At 69.5% G+C, this 20,290-nt stretch carries 19 protein-coding genes and 1 pseudogene; 13 read left to right on the forward strand and 7 right to left on the reverse strand.

Annotated features, from left to right (window positions below; translation table 11 throughout):
• Nucleotides 1–1,392: 1,392 nt before the first annotated feature.
• The 4 genes and pseudogenes from AB0M93_RS19260 (at nt 1,393) to AB0M93_RS19275 (ending at nt 6,174) form a co-directional block, all read left to right on the forward strand.
• On the forward strand, nt 1,393–2,871 hold the full coding sequence (locus tag AB0M93_RS19260; RefSeq protein WP_364275237.1) for an AMP-binding protein: 1,479 nt from the start codon (nt 1,393–1,395) through the stop codon (nt 2,869–2,871).
• Between the two features lie 550 nt (nt 2,872–3,421).
• Nucleotides 3,422–3,607, forward strand: a pseudogene (locus AB0M93_RS19265) (integrase core domain-containing protein); the annotation flags it as partial.
• Nucleotides 3,608–4,580: 973 nt separating this feature from the next.
• Nucleotides 4,581–5,741, forward strand: coding sequence for a right-handed parallel beta-helix repeat-containing protein (locus AB0M93_RS19270; protein WP_364275239.1), 1,161 nt, complete (start codon nt 4,581–4,583; stop codon nt 5,739–5,741).
• Nucleotides 5,742–5,898: 157 nt separating this feature from the next.
• Nucleotides 5,899–6,174 carry a YggT family protein gene (locus AB0M93_RS19275; RefSeq protein WP_364275241.1) on the forward strand — a complete coding sequence of 92 codons (276 nt, stop codon included), beginning with the start codon at nt 5,899–5,901 and terminating at the stop codon, nt 6,172–6,174.
• Here AB0M93_RS19275 and AB0M93_RS19280 read toward each other — a convergent pair.
• Nucleotides 6,171–6,821 carry a TetR family transcriptional regulator C-terminal domain-containing protein gene (locus tag AB0M93_RS19280; protein ID WP_364275243.1) on the reverse strand — a complete coding sequence of 217 codons (651 nt, stop codon included), beginning with the start codon at nt 6,819–6,821 and terminating at the stop codon, nt 6,171–6,173. The two genes, AB0M93_RS19275 and AB0M93_RS19280, sit on opposite strands and share 4 nt — an antisense overlap.
• Nucleotides 6,822–6,942: 121 nt before the next feature.
• Here AB0M93_RS19280 and AB0M93_RS19285 point away from each other — a divergent pair, with 121 nt between their 5' ends.
• Together AB0M93_RS19285 and AB0M93_RS19290 are read left to right on the forward strand one after the other, a co-directional pair.
• Complete coding sequence (locus tag AB0M93_RS19285) at nt 6,943–8,133, forward strand: FAD-dependent monooxygenase (RefSeq protein WP_364275245.1); 1,191 nt, start codon at nt 6,943–6,945, stop codon at nt 8,131–8,133.
• Nucleotides 8,134–8,203: 70 nt separating this feature from the next.
• A complete protein-coding gene (locus AB0M93_RS19290; RefSeq protein ID WP_364275247.1) occupies nt 8,204–9,193 on the forward strand; it encodes an MCE family protein in 990 nt (329 codons plus the stop codon).
• Nucleotides 9,194–9,264: 71 nt separating this feature from the next.
• Here the strand turns inward: AB0M93_RS19290 and AB0M93_RS19295 are convergent, their stop codons facing one another.
• Entirely contained in the window at nt 9,265–9,996 is a 732-nt protein-coding gene (locus tag AB0M93_RS19295; RefSeq protein ID WP_364275773.1) for a methyltransferase domain-containing protein, read from the reverse strand.
• Nucleotides 9,996–10,913: a PAC2 family protein gene (locus AB0M93_RS19300; RefSeq protein ID WP_364275249.1), complete on the reverse strand. Its 918-nt coding sequence runs from the start codon at nt 10,911–10,913 to the stop codon at nt 9,996–9,998. Before AB0M93_RS19300 ends, AB0M93_RS19295 begins: the two co-directional genes overlap by 1 nt.
• A 232-nt stretch (nt 10,914–11,145) precedes the next feature.
• Between AB0M93_RS19300 and AB0M93_RS19305 the strand changes: the two genes are divergently transcribed.
• From AB0M93_RS19305 to AB0M93_RS19335, 7 genes are all read left to right on the forward strand, one after another.
• The gene (locus AB0M93_RS19305) at nt 11,146–11,655 is read left to right on the forward strand and encodes a PH domain-containing protein (protein ID WP_364275251.1); all 510 of its coding nucleotides are present in this window, start codon (nt 11,146–11,148) and stop codon (nt 11,653–11,655) included.
• Nucleotides 11,656–11,729: 74 nt separating this feature from the next.
• Complete coding sequence (locus AB0M93_RS19310) at nt 11,730–13,193, forward strand: PH domain-containing protein (protein ID WP_364275775.1); 1,464 nt, start codon at nt 11,730–11,732, stop codon at nt 13,191–13,193.
• Nucleotides 13,194–13,275: 82 nt separating this feature from the next.
• A complete protein-coding gene (locus AB0M93_RS19315; RefSeq protein ID WP_364275253.1) occupies nt 13,276–13,971 on the forward strand; it encodes a family 16 glycoside hydrolase in 696 nt (231 codons plus the stop codon).
• 130 nt (nt 13,972–14,101) lie between these two features.
• Nucleotides 14,102–14,887, forward strand: coding sequence for an IclR family transcriptional regulator (locus AB0M93_RS19320; protein WP_364275777.1), 786 nt, complete (start codon nt 14,102–14,104; stop codon nt 14,885–14,887).
• 31 nt (nt 14,888–14,918) lie between these two features.
• Nucleotides 14,919–15,422: a GNAT family N-acetyltransferase gene (locus tag AB0M93_RS19325; protein ID WP_364275255.1), complete on the forward strand. Its 504-nt coding sequence runs from the start codon at nt 14,919–14,921 to the stop codon at nt 15,420–15,422.
• A 133-nt stretch (nt 15,423–15,555) separates the two neighbouring features.
• Nucleotides 15,556–15,753: a hypothetical protein gene (locus tag AB0M93_RS19330; RefSeq protein ID WP_004561810.1), complete on the forward strand. Its 198-nt coding sequence runs from the start codon at nt 15,556–15,558 to the stop codon at nt 15,751–15,753.
• Nucleotides 15,753–16,169 carry a VOC family protein gene (locus tag AB0M93_RS19335; protein WP_364275779.1) on the forward strand — a complete coding sequence of 139 codons (417 nt, stop codon included), beginning with the start codon at nt 15,753–15,755 and terminating at the stop codon, nt 16,167–16,169. The genes AB0M93_RS19330 and AB0M93_RS19335 overlap by 1 nt, the downstream gene beginning before the upstream one ends.
• A 62-nt stretch (nt 16,170–16,231) precedes the next feature.
• On the opposite strand, the gene AB0M93_RS19340 is transcribed toward AB0M93_RS19335, so the two are convergent.
• The 4 genes from AB0M93_RS19340 to AB0M93_RS19355 form a co-directional block, all read right to left on the reverse strand.
• Entirely contained in the window at nt 16,232–17,500 is a 1,269-nt protein-coding gene (locus AB0M93_RS19340; protein ID WP_364275257.1) for an aspartate aminotransferase family protein, read from the reverse strand.
• Nucleotides 17,501–17,593: 93 nt separating this feature from the next.
• A complete protein-coding gene (locus tag AB0M93_RS19345) occupies nt 17,594–18,784 on the reverse strand; it encodes a CoA transferase (RefSeq protein WP_364275259.1) in 1,191 nt (396 codons plus the stop codon).
• 23 nt (nt 18,785–18,807) lie between these two features.
• Complete coding sequence (locus tag AB0M93_RS19350; RefSeq protein ID WP_364275261.1) at nt 18,808–19,500, reverse strand: GntR family transcriptional regulator; 693 nt, start codon at nt 19,498–19,500, stop codon at nt 18,808–18,810.
• 4 nt (nt 19,501–19,504) lie between these two features.
• Nucleotides 19,505–20,290: an SDR family oxidoreductase gene (locus tag AB0M93_RS19355; protein WP_364275263.1), complete on the reverse strand. Its 786-nt coding sequence runs from the start codon at nt 20,288–20,290 to the stop codon at nt 19,505–19,507.

A 20,290-nucleotide genomic window follows, 5' to 3' on the forward strand; every position in this document is an offset into this window, starting at 1 on the left:
ATCCATCGATGTTCGCGCCAGCACCCCCGAGTTCGTCGATGAGCGGTTGCCCGGTGTACCGTCGGCGGCTGCGCTCCCAGTGCCGTGCGCTGATCTGAGCATCGCACGGCACGGCAGATGTGTGAATACCTGATCACTCAACGCCACTGAATTCGCAGGTCAGGCGCGGCAACCGGGGTTCCGGTCCAGAGCTGGGCGAAGGACTGGCCGGCGACCCTGCCGAGATCGATCCGGAATCTGCGTGGAGCGCGGTGGTACGTCGTGAGACCCAATGATCGGCGGCCCGCAGACGGAGGTCGGGAGTAGCTGCTGTCCGCTCCGGGTTTGATGGAGACGTCGAACACCCGAAGGTTTCAGAGCCACGGCGGCACCGCGGAAGTACCCGGATGAGTCGCGGGAGCGGGCGACGCGTATTGCGGTCGAGGTGAAAGTGGCAAGCAGCCCCGACGAAGGCTGGTCGTGCCAGAACCGCAAGGCGGCGCGGGCTTGTCGAGCAAACTCAAAAGATCGAGTGTGAGCAAACCCGTGGTTGACGCTCCGTAACCACGAAGCCGGCTCCAACCGGGTGAATGGTCCGGTATGCCGTGCTCGAGGTTCTCTAGTGGCAGGGCTTCGTTTCCGCGGTCACCTATCGCTGGCAGCGATAGGTGACCGCACCGGATGGCTGTGGCGTAGGCATTGCGATGCTGCCGGAGTGGAGCTGGGCGCCTCCCTGACCGATCGATCACCTGGCGGATGTGGGACCGCCTCGTGTTCCGACCACCTGATCCGGGCATCCGGTCCGGCTGGCGGGTTGGAGCGGCTCGTGTCCGGCCGAGGAGCACGTGACCGCGCAAAGACCCGTACTGCGCGGGAGTGACATGTCCGCAGGGAAGTACTGGGATGTCAGGAGGGAATTTCGCCGGTGAACACCGACGAACTCGAGCATGCCTTGCATGGGGCTGGGCGTCGGGTGCTGAATATCCGGACCAAGCTGCACCGTTGGGCGCGCGATGCTCCTCATCGCCGGCCCCGTGAAAGGCGCACACCCGTTCCGTTGCGCCCTTTCAGGGCGCCGAGGAGCGGCAGGTCTTGTTGAAGGACCGCAGTTTCCGCCCGTTGCCGGTGCATGAGAGAATAATCCCGATGGCCAACGGCAAAGATGCGTCGCCTGGCGATCCCACATCGACGGATAAACCCAGGGCTTGACAGCTCGAACAACCTGTTCGCCTGCGCCGTCACACCGATGGAACGCCACCCTGAACACAGAGCTTCCCAGCGCAGCAACCGCGCCGGTGTCGTGCACACCGATCATCGAAACCTCAGTCGAGCTTCCGTTCGCCGCCAGAAGGAAAAATCCCCCAGGAGCCTCACACATTGACACTCGCTCGGATCACCCGCCATCGTGCTTCCATGACTGAAGCGGGGGTCGAAACTCAACTGGAGCCCATCTACGCCCGGTTCGTGGCCCTGGCCGAGGACATGCCTCACCGCATTGCGATCTCCTCACCTCAGGGTGCCATGAGCTACGGTTGCCTGCTGGGCCGGGCCCAGGCCGTAGCATACGCGTTGGCGAAGGCAGGCGTTACTCCAAACTCGCGCGTGCTGCTCCTGACCAAACGTGACCCGGAACTAGTCGTTGGAATGCTGGGAATACTCCTCGCTGGTGGATGTTTCGCGATCTTGGATCAGTCGTACCCCAGAAAACGACTGCATGAGATGGCTCGAGTCGCAAGGCCGACTGCTGCGGTGATCGCCGGGGGCCCCGACCTGTCTCTACAAGCTCCTCGAGTACACACCGCGTCCGTCGGGGCAGCCAGGAAGAGTGCAACCAGTATTCTCCCTACCGGAACCAGCGCATATATTGCTTTCACATCAGGAACTACTGGAACACCTAAAGGAATAGTGGGAGAGCACGCGCCGGTCGTGCACTACGTGCGCTGGAGCACACCGCATTTCGAGCTATCAAGCAACGACCGCTTCAGCATGTTGTCGGGACTCACGCATGACCCTCTCCTCAGGGATATCTTCGTGCCGCTCTCGATCGGCGCAAGCATACACATCCCAGACGCACTGACCTGGGCGCGAGCGAAAGACCTTGCTGCCTGGCTAGCCCATGAAGCCATCACTGTGACGAGTTTGACTCCGAGCATGGCACGCCGGGTCTTAGCCCACAATCGAGCGCACTTGCCTCGAATGCGGCGCGTGATCTTAGGTGGCGAGTCGGTGCGGTGGAACGACATACGGGTGTTCCGCAGCGCCGCTCCTTCGGCACGCTTCACCGGGGTGTACGGCATGACGGAGACACCGCAAGTAGCTATGCACAACACTCTCGAACAAACGGACATCGATTCAGCTGTCGGAACCGTACCCCTTGGGGTACCAGCACCCGGCTACCAGATAGAGTTGACTAAACCGGATGGTTCCGAAGCCGCCAACGGCGAACCTGGTGTCATTACCCTGTTTTCTCCACACTTGGCCCTCGGCTACATCGATGGCGTACAGATCAACCCCATCGGGACCAAAATCTCCAGTGGCGATCTTGCATGTCTTTCGGAATCCGGTCAGCTGCTGTACGTCGGCCGCAACGACAGACAGGTCAAGATCAGAGGCCTGCGCGTGGAGCTACAGGAGGTGGAGGAAGTTGTCCGCCGCTTCCCGGGAGTGCTGGACGCCGTGGTCGTGGCAACATCCCAAGAAAAGTCGCAGGACCACGGGGAACCGACTTTGGCGGCCACGGCAGTGGTGGCTGAGGGTACGCAGATCACCTCCCAGCAGTTGAGGGCACACCTTGCCGGCCTGTTGCCCATCGGCGCGATTCCACCCCGCATCAGGGTCGTCACCGACCTTCCGATAACCCCCAATGGTAAGATCGACCTGAGCCACTGGTGAGCGGGCGCGGTGCACGGGGTGCTGCGCCACCTTCGTGGGCAACTGCATCGACCTGCCGCTGCGTGCATCATTGGGGCCGGATAGGGGCGAGATGATCTGGCGCTGGCCCCGAGCGGGCCAGCTTGGCGTGGATGCCGCACAGCCCGATCTACTCGGACATCTCGCTTGCGGCCGGCGTCGGTCGACCCGCCCCGCAAGGTCGCGGACCGCCTGACCCGACTTGGCTCACTGATCCGGTTTCCTCGTGTCGTGAGCCGGTGGCCTGCGAAAACACGTCTGAGTTGGTGCGGTTTCACGCACCAAGCGGATTGTCTCGCAGGGTCGAGGGGTGGCGTTCATCCGGCGACTCCGCACAGCGTCGGGTGCAACGGCGTGCAGATCGCCGGGTACACCGGTGGGCTGAGGGTGCCGAGAACCTATGCGGCCTGCTTGTACCCGTGTCGGAGGCCCTCCTGCGCGGCCACATCCAGACTCGGCCTCGACGATGTTCAAGCCGCCGAGGTGCTTCCCGCGCTTCCGCGAAGGGCCGTCGGTGGTCAACGCCATGCCGGTCGGGCGGTTCAACCGCACCCTGCTCGACGAACGGGCCTACGCCCAGCCCTACCGGTCGGAAACCGAACGCCGCGAAGCCCTGCCCGGATGGCTGCACACCTACCATCACCACCGCGGCCACACCGCACTCGCCGGCAAACCACCCACCAGCCGCGTCCCCCACCTCACAGGGCAATACAGCTAGCCGACAGTACGCGCGCGCCGCAAGAGACGTCTCCCGTGAGCGGCAACATTGGATAGCAATCAGCCCGCGGCAAGGACACCACTGCCTTACCGCCGGGTCTGTGGCTTCTCACCTCGGCCGGCATCCCCGGCTATTCCCCTCTGGCCGAAGCGGTCCTCGTAGCCGGTCGCCAGCTGTGTCGGTGGTTAGCGCACGGATGCGCACGGTATCCGCCTGAGGACCGTGTCGGCCAGCCCGGGGACGAACGCGAGCGTGAACCCCGACGACTGCCGCTGGTCGAACTTCTCGTTGCAGCCGGTGGCGGTTGAGCGGCCTCGCCCGAATCGCGATCAACCGCCCGATCACCGACAGATCCGCTGCCGGTCCGCCAGCGGTGCACCTCCAGCGTCTACGCTGAGATCGGTCGCCGGTAACGCCGCCAGTGGTCCGCGTCCGCGCAAGGAGCCCGCTCTACGAGTCCATCGTCGAGACCAACCACTCGCCGAGGTACCGCGGGAGGGGCCGATTCGCGTCTTGCCCGGCGGACTGCGGCCGGATCCGGCGGCTGCGCGCTCACCCCAGCGAGGTGCCGAGCACTCGCTTGGCGGCCTCATCACCGCCACCTTCGATGACCGATAGGCCATCGTGCGAAGGTCCGAAACGATGCTCGGACGGATATCCGACCGAGCCGGACGCGGACTCGGCCGTCCGTGGGGCACGAGTGCGTTCGCCGCGTAGCCGCGGCCGGTCGGCTGCGGTGGAGCCGACATGCGGCCGTCCTGCCCCGGCGGCCGCGGAACGGGAACGAGATGCCGACCGGACCGATATGCCCGCCGGCCCAACAATGAAAGCGTTTTCAGCGCAGAAGACCCGCTTGGCCCACTCGCGTCCAGCGCGCCCGATGCTACCGTCGCTTAACCGAAGATCCCGTTCCCCGCCAACACTGGGAGCGCTCTCGGATTCGGGGTCGATTCTTGCTCGCAAGGAGGCGCTCATGAGTTCGTACGGAAGCATCAAGAAAGCGCTTACAGCCACTGCCGCACTGATCGCCGCGGCCGCGCTGGCGCCGCCGGCCACGGCCGCCGGGAACACCCTCTACGTGGCGCCCGGCGGCAAGGATTCCGCCGCCGGTACGCAAGCGGACCCCACCACCCTGCCCTCGGCCCTCAGCCGGATCACTGCCGGCGGCACCATTTCGCTGCGCGGCGGCACCTACTCCTACGCCCAGACAATCACCATCGCCCCCGCCAACAGCGGCACGGCCGACGCCCGCAAGACACTGTCGGCCTATCCCGGAGAGACGCCCGTGCTGAACTTCTCCGCCATGCCGGAGGACCCGGCCAACCGCGGGCTCGCCCTCAACGGGTCGTACTGGCGGGTCGCCGGCATCGTCGTCGAACGCGCCGGGGACAACGGGATCTTCGTCGGCGGCAGCAACAACGTCATCGAACGGGTCGTGACCCGCTTCAACCACGACTCCGGGCTGCAGATCTCGCGGATCGCGTCGAGCACGCCGAAGGACCAGTGGCCGTCGAACAACCTCGTCGTCAGCTCCGAATCGCACGACAACGCCGACTCCGACGGCGAAGACGCCGACGGCTTCGCCGCGAAACTCACCGCCGGCCCCGGCAACGTCTTCCGCTACGACGTCTCCCACAACAACATCGACGACGGCTGGGACCTCTACACCAAGACCGACACCGGCCCGATCGGCCCGGTGACCATCGAGGACTCCCTCTCCTACGCCAACGGCACGCTCACCAACGGCACCGTCAACAAGAACGGCGACCGCAACGGCTACAAGCTCGGCGGCGACAAGATCGCGGTCAACCACATCGTCCGGCGCGACATCGCCTACCGCAACGGCCACCACGGGTTCACCTACAACAGCAACCCCGGGACGATCACCGTTTCCGACAACGTCGGCATCGACAACGCCGAACGCAATTTCTCCTTCGACGCCGGGACCTCGGTGTTCCGCAACGACACGTCGTGCCGCTTCGCCAGTGGCGGGTCGAACGACAAGACCGTCGGCAGCGTCGACAGCTCCGACCAGTTCTGGACCGGCAAGAACGGCTCCCGCTGCTCGGCGTACGCCGGGACGATGAAGTGGTCCTTCGCCTCGGACGGCCGGCTCGTCGTCACCTTCGGCTGAGCCGCTGGACCACTGAGCCACGCCGCGCGCGGGCCGGCCGGCCGGGTGAACCGGCTCACGCGCGGCGTGGCGAACCTGTTGAAATGCTGTGAACCGGACAGAACTGGCACTCCCCGCGCCACCCGCGCGTTCTCCGGGTAGGGAGAACGGAGGGACCATGGGTGCTCTAGGGACGCTGCTGGGCTTCGCGCTCAGCCTGTACCTGCTCGTGTTGATCGCGCGGATGGTGCTGGACTGGGTCGGGATGGTGACCGCCACCCCGCCGTGGGCGCGGCGCGCCCGTGGCCTGGCCTACGCCGCGACCGAGCCGGTGATCGGGCCGGTCCGGCGGGTCGTGCGGCCGGTGCGGATCGGCGGGCTCTCGCTCGATCTGGCCTTCACGCTGGTCTTCGTCGGCGTGATCGTGCTGCGGAGCATCGTCTACGCCCTTTAGGGCAAACCGCGGAAGCCCGCGGACAGCCGGTCGACGCTGCGTTCCAGCTCGGCGCGCAGGCCACGCAGGTCGACGCCGTCGGGGTCGATCAGCGCCTCCATCGAGATGCCGCGCAGCTGGGCGAGCAACGCCGAGGCGTACGAGTCGGGGTCGTGGACGCCGGTGATGGACCCGTCCGCGACCCCGCTGGCCACGGTCTGCGCGATGGCGAACCGGAACCGGCGGTCGGCCTCGGTCAGCGCGCCGCGCAGGCCGGAGTACTCGGCCGCGGCGTCGCCCCAGAGGACCAGGAACGCCTGGTTGAGCGTCGGCATCGTGCGGATCAGCTCGAAGATGATGTCGAGCAGCGCGCGCAGCATGTCCATCGGCGTCGCGGTGGCCGCGCCGGTCCGGGCCGCGACGGCCTCGCTGTAAACGTTCGTGAACTCTTCGACGGCGTGCTCGACGAGCCGCCGCCCGAGCCCGTCCTTGTCGCCGAAGTGCTGGAAGACCACCGACCGCGCGTAGCCGGAGCGGGCGCAGACGCCGCCGATCTTCAGCCTGCCGAAGCCCTCTTCGGCGATGAGCTGCGCGGCGGCGGCCAGGATGCGCGCCTCGACGATCTCCTCGCCGTCCTCCTGGATCCGGCCTTCGGCGGAGCGGTCCACCGCGTCATGTTAGCGACTGCAACCGTCCCGCACCGGCCGAACCGTCAGCGGATGGTGCGGGGACCGTCAGCGGCCGTGCGCAGTCTCGGGGTCGTCACCACCGACCCGAGAGGAACTCCCGATGACCGCCAAGACCGTGCTCGTTTCCGGGGCCGGCATCGCCGGCCCGTCCGCGGCCCACTGGCTGCACCGCGGTGGCCACCGCGTGACCGTCGTCGAGTCCGCGCCCGCGCCGCGACCCGGCGGGCAGGCCGTCGACTTCCGCGGCGAGCAGGTGAAGCTGCTGGCCGCGATGGGCGTCCTCGACGAGGTGCGCCGGTACGAGACGGCGATGGGCGACCAGACCGTGCTCGGCCTCGACGGCCGTCCCGCGCTGACCGTGCCCGGCGCCGCCTGGAGCGGCGAGGTCGAAATCCTGCGCGGCGATCTCGCGCGGATCCTCTACGAGCACACCGTGGGCCACACCGAGTACGTCTTCGGCGACCGCGTCACGAGCCTCACCGAAACCGCCGACGGCGTCGAAGTCACCTTCGCCCGCGGGGAAGCGCGGAAGTTCGACCTGGTCGTCGGGGCCGACGGCGTGCACTCCGGGGTGCGGGCCGCCGCGTTCGGCCCGGAGCAGGACTTCCGGCACGACCTGGGCTTCGGCATCGCCGGCTACACCGCGCCCAACCACCTCGGGCTCGACCACACCAGCATCATGTACAACGAGCCCGGCCGCGGCCTCAGCGTGGGCAGCCACCGGCTGCCGGACCGCCTGCACGTCAACCTCGTCTTCGCCGCCGACGGCGTCGAGTTCCACCGCCGCACGCCCGGCGAGCAGCGCGCGCTGCTCGCGCAGCTGTTCGCCGGCACCGGGTGGGAGACGCCGAAGCTGCTCGACGCACTCCCGGCGGCCGACGACCTGTACGTCGACTCGATCAGCCAGATCCATCTCGATCACTGGTCGAGAGGGCGGGTCGTGCTGCTCGGGGACGCCGCCTGGTGCGCCGGGCCCGGCGGTTCCGGCACCGGGCTGGCGATGATGGGCGCGCAGGTGCTGGCCGGGGAACTCGCGGCGGCCGGCGGCGACCACGTGACGGCGTTCGCGAAGTACGAGCAGCGGCTGCGCAAGCCCGCGACGGTCGGGCAGCGGAACGGCAAGGGCTCCGGCAACTTCCTCGCGCCGCGCACGGCGGCGAAGATCCGCAGCCGCAACCGCGCCTACCGGATGCTGAACACGCGCGTGTTCGGCAGCATCTTCCTCAGGATGACCGACCGGGCGGCGAATGCGCTGGAATACCGCGAGTACCCCGCGCTCACCGCCGCGTGAGGCGGCCGATCTTCGTCTCATCGGGGGATCCGGCTGGCGGCCCGACGTAACCGGCGTCACTCTCGACGCCATGTCAACACGTCGGGCTGCCGCTGACGCCCCGGTCAGGACGGCGCTCGCCGGGCTGGCCGTGCTGACGCTCGGCGTTGTCACCGCATTGAACGCGCGGTCCCTACCAGTGATAGGGGACGGCACCACCTACTCGGCGGAGTTCACCGAGGCGGCCGGGCTCTCCGACGGCAACGACGTCCGCATCGCCGGCGTCGAAGTCGGGCACGTCTCGGACGTGCAGCTGCGCGGCGACCACGTGCTCGTGTCGTTCAAGGCCAAGGGGGCCTGGCTGGGTGATGCGACGAGCGCGTCGATCCGGTTGAAGACCGTGCTGGGCCAGCAGTACCTCGCCCTCGACCCGCAAGGCACGGACACTCTCGACCCGGGAACGCCGATCCCCCGGTCCCGCACCACGGTGCCCTACGACATCCTCGCGGCGTTCGGCAAGCTTTCGTCCACTGTGGACCACATCGACACGGCTCAGCTGGCGAAGAGCTTCGACACGCTGTCGGCGACGCTGGCGAACACACCGCGCAGTGTCCGCGCCGCGCTCACCGGGCTGTCCCGGCTGTCGGACACGCTCGCGTCACGCGACAGCCGGCTCGCCACACTGCTGGGCAACACCCGGGTCGTCTCGCAGACGCTCGTCGACCGCGACGCCACCGTGCGACGGCTGCTGAACGACGGGAACCAGCTGCTCGGCGAGGTGAGCAACCGCGAGACCGCGATCAGCACGCTGCTCGACGGCTCGCGGCAGCTCGCCACCGAGCTGTCCGGCCTGATCGGCGACAACGAGGCACAGATCGGGCCGGTCCTCACCCAGCTCGACCGGCTGACGTCGATGCTGCAGCGCAACCAGGACGCCCTCGCCGCCGGCATCCGCGGCCTAGCGCCGCTGGTCCGGCTGGGCACGAACATCGCCGGGAGCGGCCGGTTCATCGACGGCTACCTGTGCGGGCTGCTCCTGCCGTCGATCGGGCCGCTCAACGAAGAGGGCTGCCACGGCTAGCGTGAGTTTCGAGGAAGCCCTGCAGGTCGTCGCGGGCGATCGTCCGCAGCCCGGGACTGCACCCGGGCCGTTCAGGCGACGATGAGCCGGAACCCCGCGTCCCACTCCGGCAGGTCCAGCAGCTCGGCGTGCTCGGCGTGCCAGCGACCGGAGTCCAGGTCCGCCCGCAGGCGCGCGATGCCCCGATCCACCGCCGCCGGTGACGTCTGCGCGAGCGCCGAGCACGACCGGCGCACCGCCGGGTCGAGGTAGGCCTCCGGCCGCCGCCAGTACGCCGGGAAGACGCCGTCGGTGAAGTCCCACGGCACCGGCAGTGCGAGCACCGAAGACGCGCCGAGGTACTCCGCGATCTCGGGCGCGGAAGGACGGGACCGTTCCAGCTCGGCGACCTCCGGCACGTACTCCCGCACGAACCAGAAGTCGTTGTGCAGCGCAGTGTCGTAAGCCAGCACGACCTGACGGCGAGACACGCGGCGCAGCTCGTCGAGGCCGCGACGCCAGTCAGTCCAGTGGTGCACGGTCAGCACAGCGAGCGCAGCCTCGAACACTGATAGAGAGAACGGCAGCGCCTCCGCAGTCGCGCGCACGACCGGTGCAGCACCGCGCGGACGCTGCCGGATCATCTCCGCCGACGGCTCGACCGCGACAACGCGCCGGCCGGGCGGCTGGTACGAGCCCGTCCCGGAGCCGACGTCGAGCACCGGATCCGCGTCGCCCAGCGCGTCGAGCACCGCCGCGAGCCAGCGCGGATCAGTCCGCCGCCCGAGTGCGTAGCCGACGCCGATCTCGTCGTAGCGCTCTATCACCGATCGGGACCGTCTCCGCCGTTCTGCTCCGCGAGGAAACGCTCGAACTGCGAGCCGAGCTCCTCCGCCGTCGGCATGTGTTCGACGGACTCCGCGAGCAGGCTGCCCCGCTCGGACGCCTCGATGAACGTGTCGTACTGGCGCTCGAGGGCGCGCACCACGTCGGCGATCTCGTCGGACTCCGCGACCTGCCGGTTGATCTCGGCGTCGGCCAGCTCCGCGGCCGCGCGCAGCTCGCCCTCGGCCAGGCTCAGGCCGGTCGAACGGCTCAGCGCGTCGAGCACGATCAGCGACGCGGCCGGGTACGTCGACTGTGCCAGGTAGTGCGGCACGTGCGCGGCGAAGCCGATGGCGTCGTGGCCCCACTCGCCGAGCCGGTACTCCAGCAGCGCGGCGAGGCTGCCCGGCACCTGCAGCCGGTTCGGCAGCGGCTGGTTCTCGCCGATCAGGTCCTTGCGGGTCGCGTGCGCGGTGACGCCGAGCGGGCGCGTGTGCGGCGCCCCCATCGGGATGCCGTGGAACCCGGCGGTCAGCCGGACGCCCCAGCGCTCGACCAGGTTCCGGACCGCCGCGCAGAACCGCTCCCAGTCGTGGTCGGGCTCCGGGCCGGACAGCATCAGGAACGGCGTGCCGTCGGTGTCGTGCAGCAGGTGCACCACCAGCTCGGGCGCGTCGTAGTCCTCCCAGTGGTCGACCGCGTAGGTCATCGTCGGCCGCCGCGAGCGGTAGTCGATGAGCCGGTCGACGTCGAAGCGGGCGATCACCCGGTGCTCGCCGCCCAGCAGGTGCTCGGCCAGCAGACGGCCCGCCGAGCCGGCGTCCATGAACCCTTCGAAGTGGTGCAGCAGCACCGCCCCGGTCAGGTCGGGGACGTCCGAGTCCACCTCGTACAGGTCGTCGGGATCGAGTCCCACCGGATCCTCCTGGTCTCCCATGTGTTCTTTCGGGGGTCCGGGTGGCGGAGCCCCCGGCCCGGGGCGAAGCCCCGGTTGTCATGGCTGTCCGTCAAGCACAACACACCCCGGGAGGGATTCCATTCCGCCGACGGTGTCGCCGATCGTAACGCCACGCGTTCGAGGCCGGTTCGGATCGCCATCGTGACAAGTGTCGTGGGCGCGCAAGGCCCCGATCGGGCACGCTTGAGCGGTGAGCGAACACACCACGAACACGGCGCCCGAGCTGCGGCCGCCCGCGCACCGGGTCAGCCGCCGGGCCATCGGCTACTGGACGGTCACCGCCTCGATCGTCTGGATCATCCTGATCGGCGTGCAGACGCTCATCGTGGTGACCAGCGACGACGCGCCGTCGTTCCTGACCGTGACGCTGGTGCTCTCCTGCGTCCTCGGTCCGCTGCACCTCATCGTGATGCCGCAGTGGCGCTACCGCGTGCACCGCTGGGAGGTCACCGGCGAAGCCGTCTACACCCAGTCCGGCTGGCTGAAGCAGGAGTGGCGGATCGCGCCGGTGTCGCGGATCCAGACCGTCGACATCGAGCGCGACCCCTTCGAGCAGCTGTTCGGGCTGGCGAAGATCACCGTGACGACGGCATCCGCGGCGGGCCCGCTGCGCATCGCGGGCCTGGCGCACGACCGCGCGCTCGCGCTGGCCGACGAGCTGACGAAGACGACCCAGGCCGTTCGCGGGGACGCGACGTGAGCAGCACGGAAACGGTCGTGACCCCGCCGGCCGAGGGCACGCAGGACGCGCCGTGGCACCACCTCGACCGGCGCATGCTGCTCATCCGGCCGGTGCTGGACCTGGTGAAGTCGCTGCCGGTGCTGCTGGGCGCGCTGCTGTTCGGCCACGGCGAACCGTGGCAGTGGATCGGTCTCGTGTTCACCGCGATCGCCGTGTTCACCGGGGTCTCGCACGTGCTGACCTCGCGCTACCGGATCACCGAGTCGCAGGTCGAGTGGCGCACCGGGCTGCTGCAGCGCAAGCACCGGGCCATCCCGCGCGACCGGATCCGCACGGTCGATGTCACGTCCGAGCCGAAGCACCGGCTGTTTTCGCTGGCCGCGGCGCGGATCGGCACCGGGCGGCACTCGCACGGCAAGGGACCGGGCAAGGACGAGCTCGTCCTCGACGCCGTCACGATCGCCGAGGCCCAGCGGCTGCGGACGCTCCTGCTGCACCGCAAGGCCGAAGCCGTGACGACGGAGGCCGCCGACGCGCCGCCGGAGCAGCTGATCGCCGCGGTCGACAAGCGGTGGCTGCGGTACGCGCCGTTCACGCTGTCGGGGCTGGCCGTGGTCGGTGCGGCCGTCGGCACCGTCTACCACTTCGCGCACGAACTGCACTTCGACCCGATCCAGTTCTCGCTGGTCCAGGCGGTCGTCGGGCACTTCGCCGAGACGCCGGCGTGGGTGAGCGTGCTGCTCGCCGCCGTCGGGCTGCTGGTGCTCGTCTCGCTGCTGTCGATCGGCGGGTACGTGCTGTCGTTCTGGAACTTCCGGCTCACCCGCGAGCCCGCCGGCACGCTGCACATCCGGCGCGGGCTGATCACCACGCGGTCGGTGTCGATCGAGGAAGACCGCCTGCGCGGCGCCGAAATCCGGGAGCCGCTGCCGCTGCGGCTGGCCGGCGGCGCCCGTTGCGTCGCCATCGCCGGCGGGCTGCGGGAAGGCAAAGGCGCGGACAAGGGCGGCGGCCTGCTGCTGCCGCCGGCGCCGGTGGCGCGCGCGCACGAGGTCGTCGCCGAGGTGCTGCGTGAAGACCCGGTCGCGACGCCGCTGGTGCGGCACCCGCGCCGGGCGCTGTACCGCCGGCTCTCCCGGGCCGTCCTCGGCGTGCTGCTGCTCGCCGCGGCGCTCTACGGCCTGGCGTGGCTCGGCGCGCTGCCGGACTGGCCGTGGCAGGTGGCGCTCGTGCTGGTGCCGTTCGCCGCGCTCGTCGGCTGGGACCGCTACCGCGGCCTCGGCCACGCGTTCACCGGCCGTTACCTGGTGACGCGGTCGGGTTCGCTGGACCGCGGCACCGCGGCCGTCCGCTGCGACGGCCTGACCGGGATCGTCGTCGAACGCTCGTACTTCCAGCGCCGGGCCGGGCTGGTCACGCTGATCGCGCCGGTCGCCGCGGGCAAGGGCAAGTACCGGGTGCTCGACGTCGGCGAGGCCGACGGGCTGGCGCTCGCCGACCGGGCTCTCCCCGGTCTGCTGACGCCGTTCCTCACCGGTGACCGGGACCGCGGTTGACGCTTCACCGCTGCGGCTCGTAGCGTGCATTTCGCCGTCCGAAACCCTCGACCGCAGTTCGCGTTCACGAGAGGACGGCAGAATGTTTCGCAGGCTCTTCGGCATGGTGGCCGCGGGGATCGTCGTGGCGGCGGCCATGGCACCGGCCGCGGCCGCCGCGGACAACCCGTACGGCGACCCGAATCTGGTTTCGATGTTCGGCGGCACGGACCTGAGCGCGTGGACGTCGTCGAAAGCCGGCCTGTGGTCGGCGAAAAACGGCGTCATCCACGGCAACGGCACCGCGCGCGGCTGGTTGTACTACAACAAACAGCAGGTCGGCACGTTTCGGTGGATATTCAATGTCCGGCAGGTCAAGGGCAACCACAAACCGACCGTGCTGATCTGGGGTACCACCGACCCGATCCGCGACGCGCTGAGCGCCATCCAGTTCCAGCCGCCGAACGGCGGGCACTGGGACTACCGGCCGGGGCACAACGACGGCGGCGGGAAACTGTTCCAGCAGTTGCCGCACACGACCATCGACATCAAGAAGTGGGCGCAGTGCGAGCTGATCGGCGACGCGGTCACCGGCGTGGCGCGGATGGCGTGCTGCCCGCTCACCGGCTCGGCCATCACCTGCAAGGGCGTCGAAGTGCTGCGGTTCACCGACAAGACCGCCGGGCGCGTCGGCCCGCTGGCGCTGCAGGTGCACAACTCCGGCATTCAGGACGAGTACCGCGGGCTTTACGTCGAGTCACCGGTGGTGACGAAACCGGGCGAGTTCCTCACGATGTGACGCGGGTGGGCCGGCGGCGGTTCTTTTCCGGGGCCGCCGCCGGCAATACCTGGCTTTCGTTTCACACTACGTGCTAACTTATTCACCCCGTGTGATAGCGAAGTCGTTTTTGTCTCACCGAGAGGTCATGATGACGCCTGCCGTCAGTAGCGTCGACGGTTCCGCCACCACTTCCCCGCGCCGCACGCCCGGTGCCAGCAGTTCCCGCAAGGTCCTCCAGCTGCTGCTGGCCTTTTCGGAGCGCCGGTGGGAGGCCAGCGTCGCGGAGCTCGCGGCGACGATCGGCAGCCCGGTGGCGACGACCTACCGCTACGTGGCCCTGCTCAAGGAGCTGCAGCTGCTGGAGGAAGGCCGGGCCGGGCACTACCACCTGACCAGCCAGGTGATGCCGCTGGCGCGGGCCGCGCAGCTGGCGAACGACATGGTGCGGCTGGCGCGGCCGGCGATGGAGGAGGCGGCGCGGGAACTCGGCGAGACGGTGATGCTGTTCCAGCAGTTCGGCGACTCCGCCGTGTGCGCGGACCGCGTCGAGTGCGACCGCGCCATGCGGTTCACGTTCGAGCCGGGCCATTCGCTGCCGCTCGGCGTCGGCGCGTCCGGCAAGATGCTGCTCGCGCTGCTGCCCGAGATCGAGCGCGACCGGCGGCTGCCGTCGATCGTCGAGCAGCGTGGCACGGCGGTGCGCGACGAGCTGAAGCGCGCGCTGGAGAACCGGTATTCGGTCAGTTCCGGCGAACTCGACGAAGGCGTCTGGGCGTGTTCGGTGCCGGTGCAGACGATCGGCAGGCGGCCCACGGTGCTGAGCCTGGCCGGTCCGGCCGCCCGGATCACCGAGGAAGCCCGGCACACGGCGATCACCGCCCTGCAGGAGTACGCGATCCGCATCCAGCGGGCGATCTCGTCTTATTCCCTGTGAGAATCCCGCACGGGCGCGTACAACTGCCAGCATGATCCGGCTGGCGCGTCCCGGCGACCTGCCCGCGTTGATCGACGTCGAACGCGAGGCCGGCGCACTGTTCCGCGACGTCGGCATGGACGCGATCGCCGACGACGACCCCGGCTCGGTGGCGGAGCTGGCGGTGTACCAGTCTGCCGGTCGCGCGTGGGTGAGCGTGGACGCCGCCGACCGGCCGGTGGCCTACCTCGTCGCGGACGTCGTCGACGGGTGCGCGCACATCGAGCAGGTCTCGGTCCGGCCCGCGCACGCGCGGCGCGGGCTGGGCAGCGCGCTGATCGAGACGCTCGCCGAGTGGGCTGCCGCGCGCGGACTGCAGGCGTTGACGCTGACGACGTTCGCGGCGGTGCCGTGGAACGCGCCGTACTACGAGCGGCTGCGGTTCCGGGTCGTCCCGGAGGCGGAAATCGGCCCCGGGCTGCGCTCGATCCGCCGTGCGGAGGCGGCCCGCGGCCTGGACACCTGGCCGCGCGTCGCCATGATCCGACCGCTCTGACCTGCGATTTCTCCGGTTGCTCCCCTAGTTGGGGGAGAGAGTGGCGCGGGCGGTCGAACATGTGTTCTACTGTGCCTGCCGGTCCCGGAGGGGGAAGCTCCGCGGGCCGGCCCACAAACTTCGGGAGGTTGTTGTGGCGGTCAAGATCACCCACCTGACGAACGGCCAGCAGGTGCGTTTCGCCAACGCCGACGGCGCCCGCCGGTACGCCGAAATCATGGGCGGCGGCGTGGACAAGTGGCGCTTCACGGTGGTGCCCGAGGACCCGATGCTCCGGAAAATGTCGGACTCGGTCGTTAACGTGCCGGTATGGCGCATGACTTCCAGGTAGTGGTGGATTCGGCCGACCCGCACGTGCTCGCCGACTGGTGGGCCGAGACGCTCGGCTGGTCCGTGGAACCGACGGACGAGGACTTCGTCCGCGAGATGATCGCGAAGGGGTACGCGACGGAAGAGGAGACCAGGACCTACCGCGGGGCCCTGGTCTGGAAGTCGGGAGCGGGGATCCGTCACCCGGACTCGTCACCCGAGGGACCACCGCGCCGGATCCTCTTCCAGGAGGTTCCGGAGGCGAAGACGGTCAAGAACCGGGTCCACCTGGACGTGTGGGTCGGTGCGGAGAACGTCGAGGCGACGCTGGAGAAGCTGAAGTCGCGCGGGGCGACGTACCTCTGGCGGGGACGGCAGGGGCCGCACAGCTGGGTGACGATGGCCGACCCGGAGGGCAACGAGTTCTGCATCTCCTGACGCCGGAGTTGTGAACGGCTCTTCCCTGCCACCGAAAACCAGGAAAGAGCCGTCCACCAACGTCAAAGGTGCGCCGCCAGGCGGTCAAACGCCTTCGGCAGGGCCACCGCGAGCAGATCCAGCTCCGGCTCCGCCGCCACGAGCGGCGGAGACACCGCCACTCCCCGGCCTAGGTTGCGCACGATCACGCCCTCGTCCCGGCAGGCGCGCTGCAGCTTCACCGGTGCTCCCGGGTCCGCGTCCATGACCGCCGCCGTCAGCTCCACTGCCGCCAGGAAGCCCAGCCCGGCCCGGACCTCGGTCACCAGCTCGTGCCCGCTCACCCCCGACACCGCGTCGGCCAGCGGTTTCTCCAGCTCGCGGCCGCGGGGAATCAGCCCGTCGCGCTCGTAGATGTCCAGCGTCGCCAAGCCAGCCGCGCACGCAACCGGATGGCCCGCGTACGTTGCGCCGTGGCGGAAGATCGGCGCTCCCGGCGCGCCGGTGAAGAACGGCTCGGCCACCCGCGGCGCCACGACCAGCGCGCCCAGCGGGATCGTCCCGCCCGTGATGCCCTTCGCCGTCGTGATCATGTCCGGCTGCACCGGCCAGCGGTCGATGCCGAACCACGTGCCGAGCCGGCCCCACGCCGCGATCACGCAGTCCGCCACGAACAGCACCTCGTGGCGGCGGCAGATCGCCGCCACCTCCTCGATGTACCCCTCCGGCGGCAGCAGCACGCCGCCCGCGCCGATCACCGGCTCGCAGAAGAACGCCGCGACGCGCGCGGCGCCGACGCGCTGGATCTCCGCCTCCAGCGCGGCCGCGCTGTCGTACGGGACGTGCGAGAAGTCCGGCGGCTGCGGGCCGAAGTTCGCCGCGTTCGCCGGGATGCCGCCGACGGCCGTGCCGAAACCGTGCGTGCCGTGGTAACCCTGGGCGCGGCCGATTACGTGCACCTTCTCCGGCCGCCCGGTGTGCGCGAAGTACGCGCGCGCGAGCTTCACCGCCGTGTCGATCACGTCGCCGCCGCCCGAGCCGAAGAACACCTTCGACCCCGGTTCCGGCGCCAGCCCGGCGACGCGGTCTGCCAGTTCGAGCGCCGGCTGGTTCGCGTTGTAGCCGAACAGGTTGTACGAATCGAGCGTCTGCAGCTGCTTGGCGACGGCTTCGGTGATCTCCGGGCGGCCGTGACCGAAGTTCGCGTACCAGAGCGACGCGGTCGCGTCGAAGTACCGGCGGCCCGCGTCGTCCCAGACGTACGAGCCTTCGCCGCGGGTGATGACCATCCGGTCGCCGTCGACCGCGCCCATGTCGGCGAACGGGTGCCACAGGGCGTGCTGTGCTGACATCGGTCCTCCTCAGTCCTGCCCCCATCCCTACCAGGGCGGGACGCCGGATGCGAACACTCCGTCGTGCACAGTTCGCCGGGCAGGGCTGGCCGGTCAGTCCAGGAAGCCGGCGATCTCCTCGGGCGTGTACCCCAGCTCCGCGAGGACCTCCGCGGTGTGCTGGCCCAGCGTCGGGGGCGCCGACGTCGGCCGCGCCGGGGTGTCCGACGCCTTCACCGGGAAGCCCGTGCCCAGGTACGTCCCCACCGTCGGGTGCGGCAGCCGCACCACCTGGTCGCGCGCCGCCGCCCACGGGTCCGCGTAGACGTCGTCGATCTCGTTGACCGGGGCCGCCGGGATGCCCGCCGCGTCGAAGGCCTTCATCCACTCCGCCGCCGTGCGGGTCAGGAGCACCGGCTCGAGCAGGGCGTTCAGCTCGTCGCGGTGCGCGGCGCGAAGGGCGTTCGACGCGAACCGCGGGTCCGCGGCGATGTCCAGCCCGAGCACCCCGCAGAAGGCTTGCCACAGCTTTTCGCTGCCGACCGCGATGACCAGCCAGCCGTCGGCGACGTGGTAGCCCTGGTACGGGACGATGCTCGGGTGCGCCGAGCCCATCCGGCGCGGCCGCGGCGCGTCGTAGAAGTGCGCGCCCGCGGCGTAGACGTGCCAGGCCAGCTGACTGTCCAGAAGGGACACGTCGAGGTACTGGCCGCGGCCGGTGGTGTGCCGGGCCTGCAGCGCCATCAGGACGCCGATGATCGCCCACGTCCCGGCGTTCAGGTCCGCCACCGGCAGCCCGACCTTCGCCGGCGCGCCGCCGGGTTCGCCGGTCAGCGACATCACGCCGCCGAGGGCCTGGGCGACGAGGTCGTACCCCGCGCGGTCGCGGTACGGGCCGGTCTGCCCGAAGCCGGTGATCGACACGTGGATCAGCCGGGGGTTCAGCTCCGACAACTCGGCGTACCCGATTCCCCAGTTTTCGAGGGTCCCGGGCCGGAAGTTCTCGACGAGCACGTCGGCGTTCGCGACCAGCCGCCGCAGCGCGTCCCGCCCGCGGTCGCTCTTGAGGTCGAGCACGATCCCGCGCTTGTTCCGGTTCGCGGCCAGGTAGTAGACGGCCTCGTCGCCGACGAACGGCGGGCCCCAGCCGCGGGTGTCGTCGCCGTGGCCCGGTGGCTCCACCTTCACCACGTCCGCGCCCATCTCGCCGAGGTACTGCGTGCAGTACGGGCCGGCGAGGATGCGGGAGAGGTCGACGACCTTGATCCCGTCCAGCGGGCGGAATCCGTCGGGGGCAGGAGGCATCGTCGGCTCCTCGTCGGGTGTGGTCACGGTGGCGTTCCCTCGGAGCTGAGCTCGAGCAGCCGGGCTTCGGCGTCGCGCAGGTACCGGTCGAGGGCGGCCTCCGCGGCGTCGAACCGGCCGCGGCGCAGGTCGCGCAGGATCTTCTCGTGGCACCCGAGGAACGGTTCGTAGAACTCCCGCGTGTTCTCGTTCAGCACGAAGAACAGCCGCGTCTCGGCGAGCACCTGGCGCATCGTCGCGGAGAGACGTTCGCTCCCGGCCAGGTCCGCGAGGGCCTGGTGGAAGTGGATGCTGGCGGTGCCGACCGCCGGCCAGTCCTCGGCGTCCGCCGCCGCCCGGCCGTCGCGGAGCGCTTTCTCTATCACTGATAGATTCACGCTCGGCAGCTCTGCAGCGCGGCGCAGTGCACCGCATTCGGTCGCGCGGCGCACGACGTAGAGGTCCGCGATGTCCTCCGTCGTCAGCTCGCGCACGAACACACCGCGGTTCAGCTCGTGCACAGCCAGCCGTTCGTGGGCGAGCAGCTGGAACGACTCGCGCAACGTGTTGCGCGAGACGCCGAGCGCCGCGCTGATCACCGGCTCGGACAGCCGTTCGCCGGGCGCGAAGACCCCGTCGGTGATGTGCTGGCGCAGGATCGCCGCGACCCGCTCGGCCGTGCCGCTGCGCTCGAGCAGGTGCCGCGCGCTCTCCAGCCCCGAGGCATCGACGGTCACGGCGCTACCTGACGCCGAGCTCGAAATCGAGGCTGTAGCGGTTGCCCGGCATCGCGCCCGCGGCCTTCGCGCCGTCGATCGGTAGCACGACGCCGTTCACGAACCGCGACTCGTCGCTCGCCAGGAACACCACCGCTTTCGCGACCTCCCACGCCTCGCCGACGCGCGCCGCGGGCGTGCTCGCGACCAGCTGGTGCTGCTTGGTCTCGAACTCCTCCGGCGAGTTGAGGGTGCTGCGCAGCATGTCGGTGTCGATCGCGCCAGGGTTCACCGTGTTGGCCCGGATTCCTTGGTGCGCGTGCGCGACGGCGATGGACTTCGTCAGCCCGACCAGCGCGTGTTTGGTGGCGTTGTACACCGGGTCACCCGGACGGCCCATCACGCCGCCGTTCGACGACGTCGTGATGATGCTGCCCGCCTTCTGCTCGATCATGTGCGGCAGCACCGCGCGGGTGCCGAGGAAAGCGGCGCGGACGTTGAGCGCGAAGATGTGGTCGAACTCCGCCAGCGTGGTGTCGGCCAAGGGCTTGCCGAGGTGGATGCCGACGTTGTTGAACAGCACGTCGATGCGACCGGTCTCGGCGATGACCCCGTCGACGAACGCCGCCACGGCGTCCTCGTCCGTGGCGTCCACTATGGAATGCCGGTATCCCTCGATGGGTTCTGCGGGCTCGCGGATGTCGGAAGCGAAGACCGTCGCACCTTCGGCGAGGAACTCCTTCACCGTGGCGAGGCCGATGCCCCGCGCGCCGCCGAAGACGACCGCCACCTTGCCGGCCAACCGACCCAT

This window comes from Amycolatopsis sp. NPDC051102, assembly GCF_040682815.1.
GTDB lineage: Bacteria > Actinomycetota > Actinomycetes > Mycobacteriales > Pseudonocardiaceae > Amycolatopsis.

Excerpts from the sequence above, each read along its gene's own strand:
- AB0M93_RS19260 (WP_364275237.1), top strand. The coding sequence starts at position 1,393 with ATGACTGAAGCGGGGGTCGAAACTCAACTGGAGCCCATCTACGCCCGG.
- AB0M93_RS19270 (WP_364275239.1), top strand. The coding sequence starts at position 4,581 with ATGAGTTCGTACGGAAGCATCAAGAAAGCGCTTACAGCCACTGCCGCA.
- AB0M93_RS19275 (WP_364275241.1), top strand. The coding sequence starts at position 5,899 with ATGGGTGCTCTAGGGACGCTGCTGGGCTTCGCGCTCAGCCTGTACCTG.
- AB0M93_RS19285 (WP_364275245.1), top strand. The coding sequence starts at position 6,943 with ATGACCGCCAAGACCGTGCTCGTTTCCGGGGCCGGCATCGCCGGCCCG.
- AB0M93_RS19290 (WP_364275247.1), top strand. The coding sequence starts at position 8,204 with ATGTCAACACGTCGGGCTGCCGCTGACGCCCCGGTCAGGACGGCGCTC.
- AB0M93_RS19310 (WP_364275775.1), top strand. The coding sequence starts at position 11,730 with ATGCTGCTCATCCGGCCGGTGCTGGACCTGGTGAAGTCGCTGCCGGTG.
- AB0M93_RS19315 (WP_364275253.1), top strand. The coding sequence starts at position 13,276 with ATGTTTCGCAGGCTCTTCGGCATGGTGGCCGCGGGGATCGTCGTGGCG.
- AB0M93_RS19320 (WP_364275777.1), top strand. The coding sequence starts at position 14,102 with ATGACGCCTGCCGTCAGTAGCGTCGACGGTTCCGCCACCACTTCCCCG.
- AB0M93_RS19325 (WP_364275255.1), top strand. The coding sequence starts at position 14,919 with ATGATCCGGCTGGCGCGTCCCGGCGACCTGCCCGCGTTGATCGACGTC.
- AB0M93_RS19340 (WP_364275257.1), bottom strand. The coding sequence starts at position 17,500 with ATGTCAGCACAGCACGCCCTGTGGCACCCGTTCGCCGACATGGGCGCG.
- AB0M93_RS19345 (WP_364275259.1), bottom strand. The coding sequence starts at position 18,784 with ATGCCTCCTGCCCCCGACGGATTCCGCCCGCTGGACGGGATCAAGGTC.
- AB0M93_RS19355 (WP_364275263.1), bottom strand. The coding sequence starts at position 20,290 with ATGGGTCGGTTGGCCGGCAAGGTGGCGGTCGTCTTCGGCGGCGCGCGG.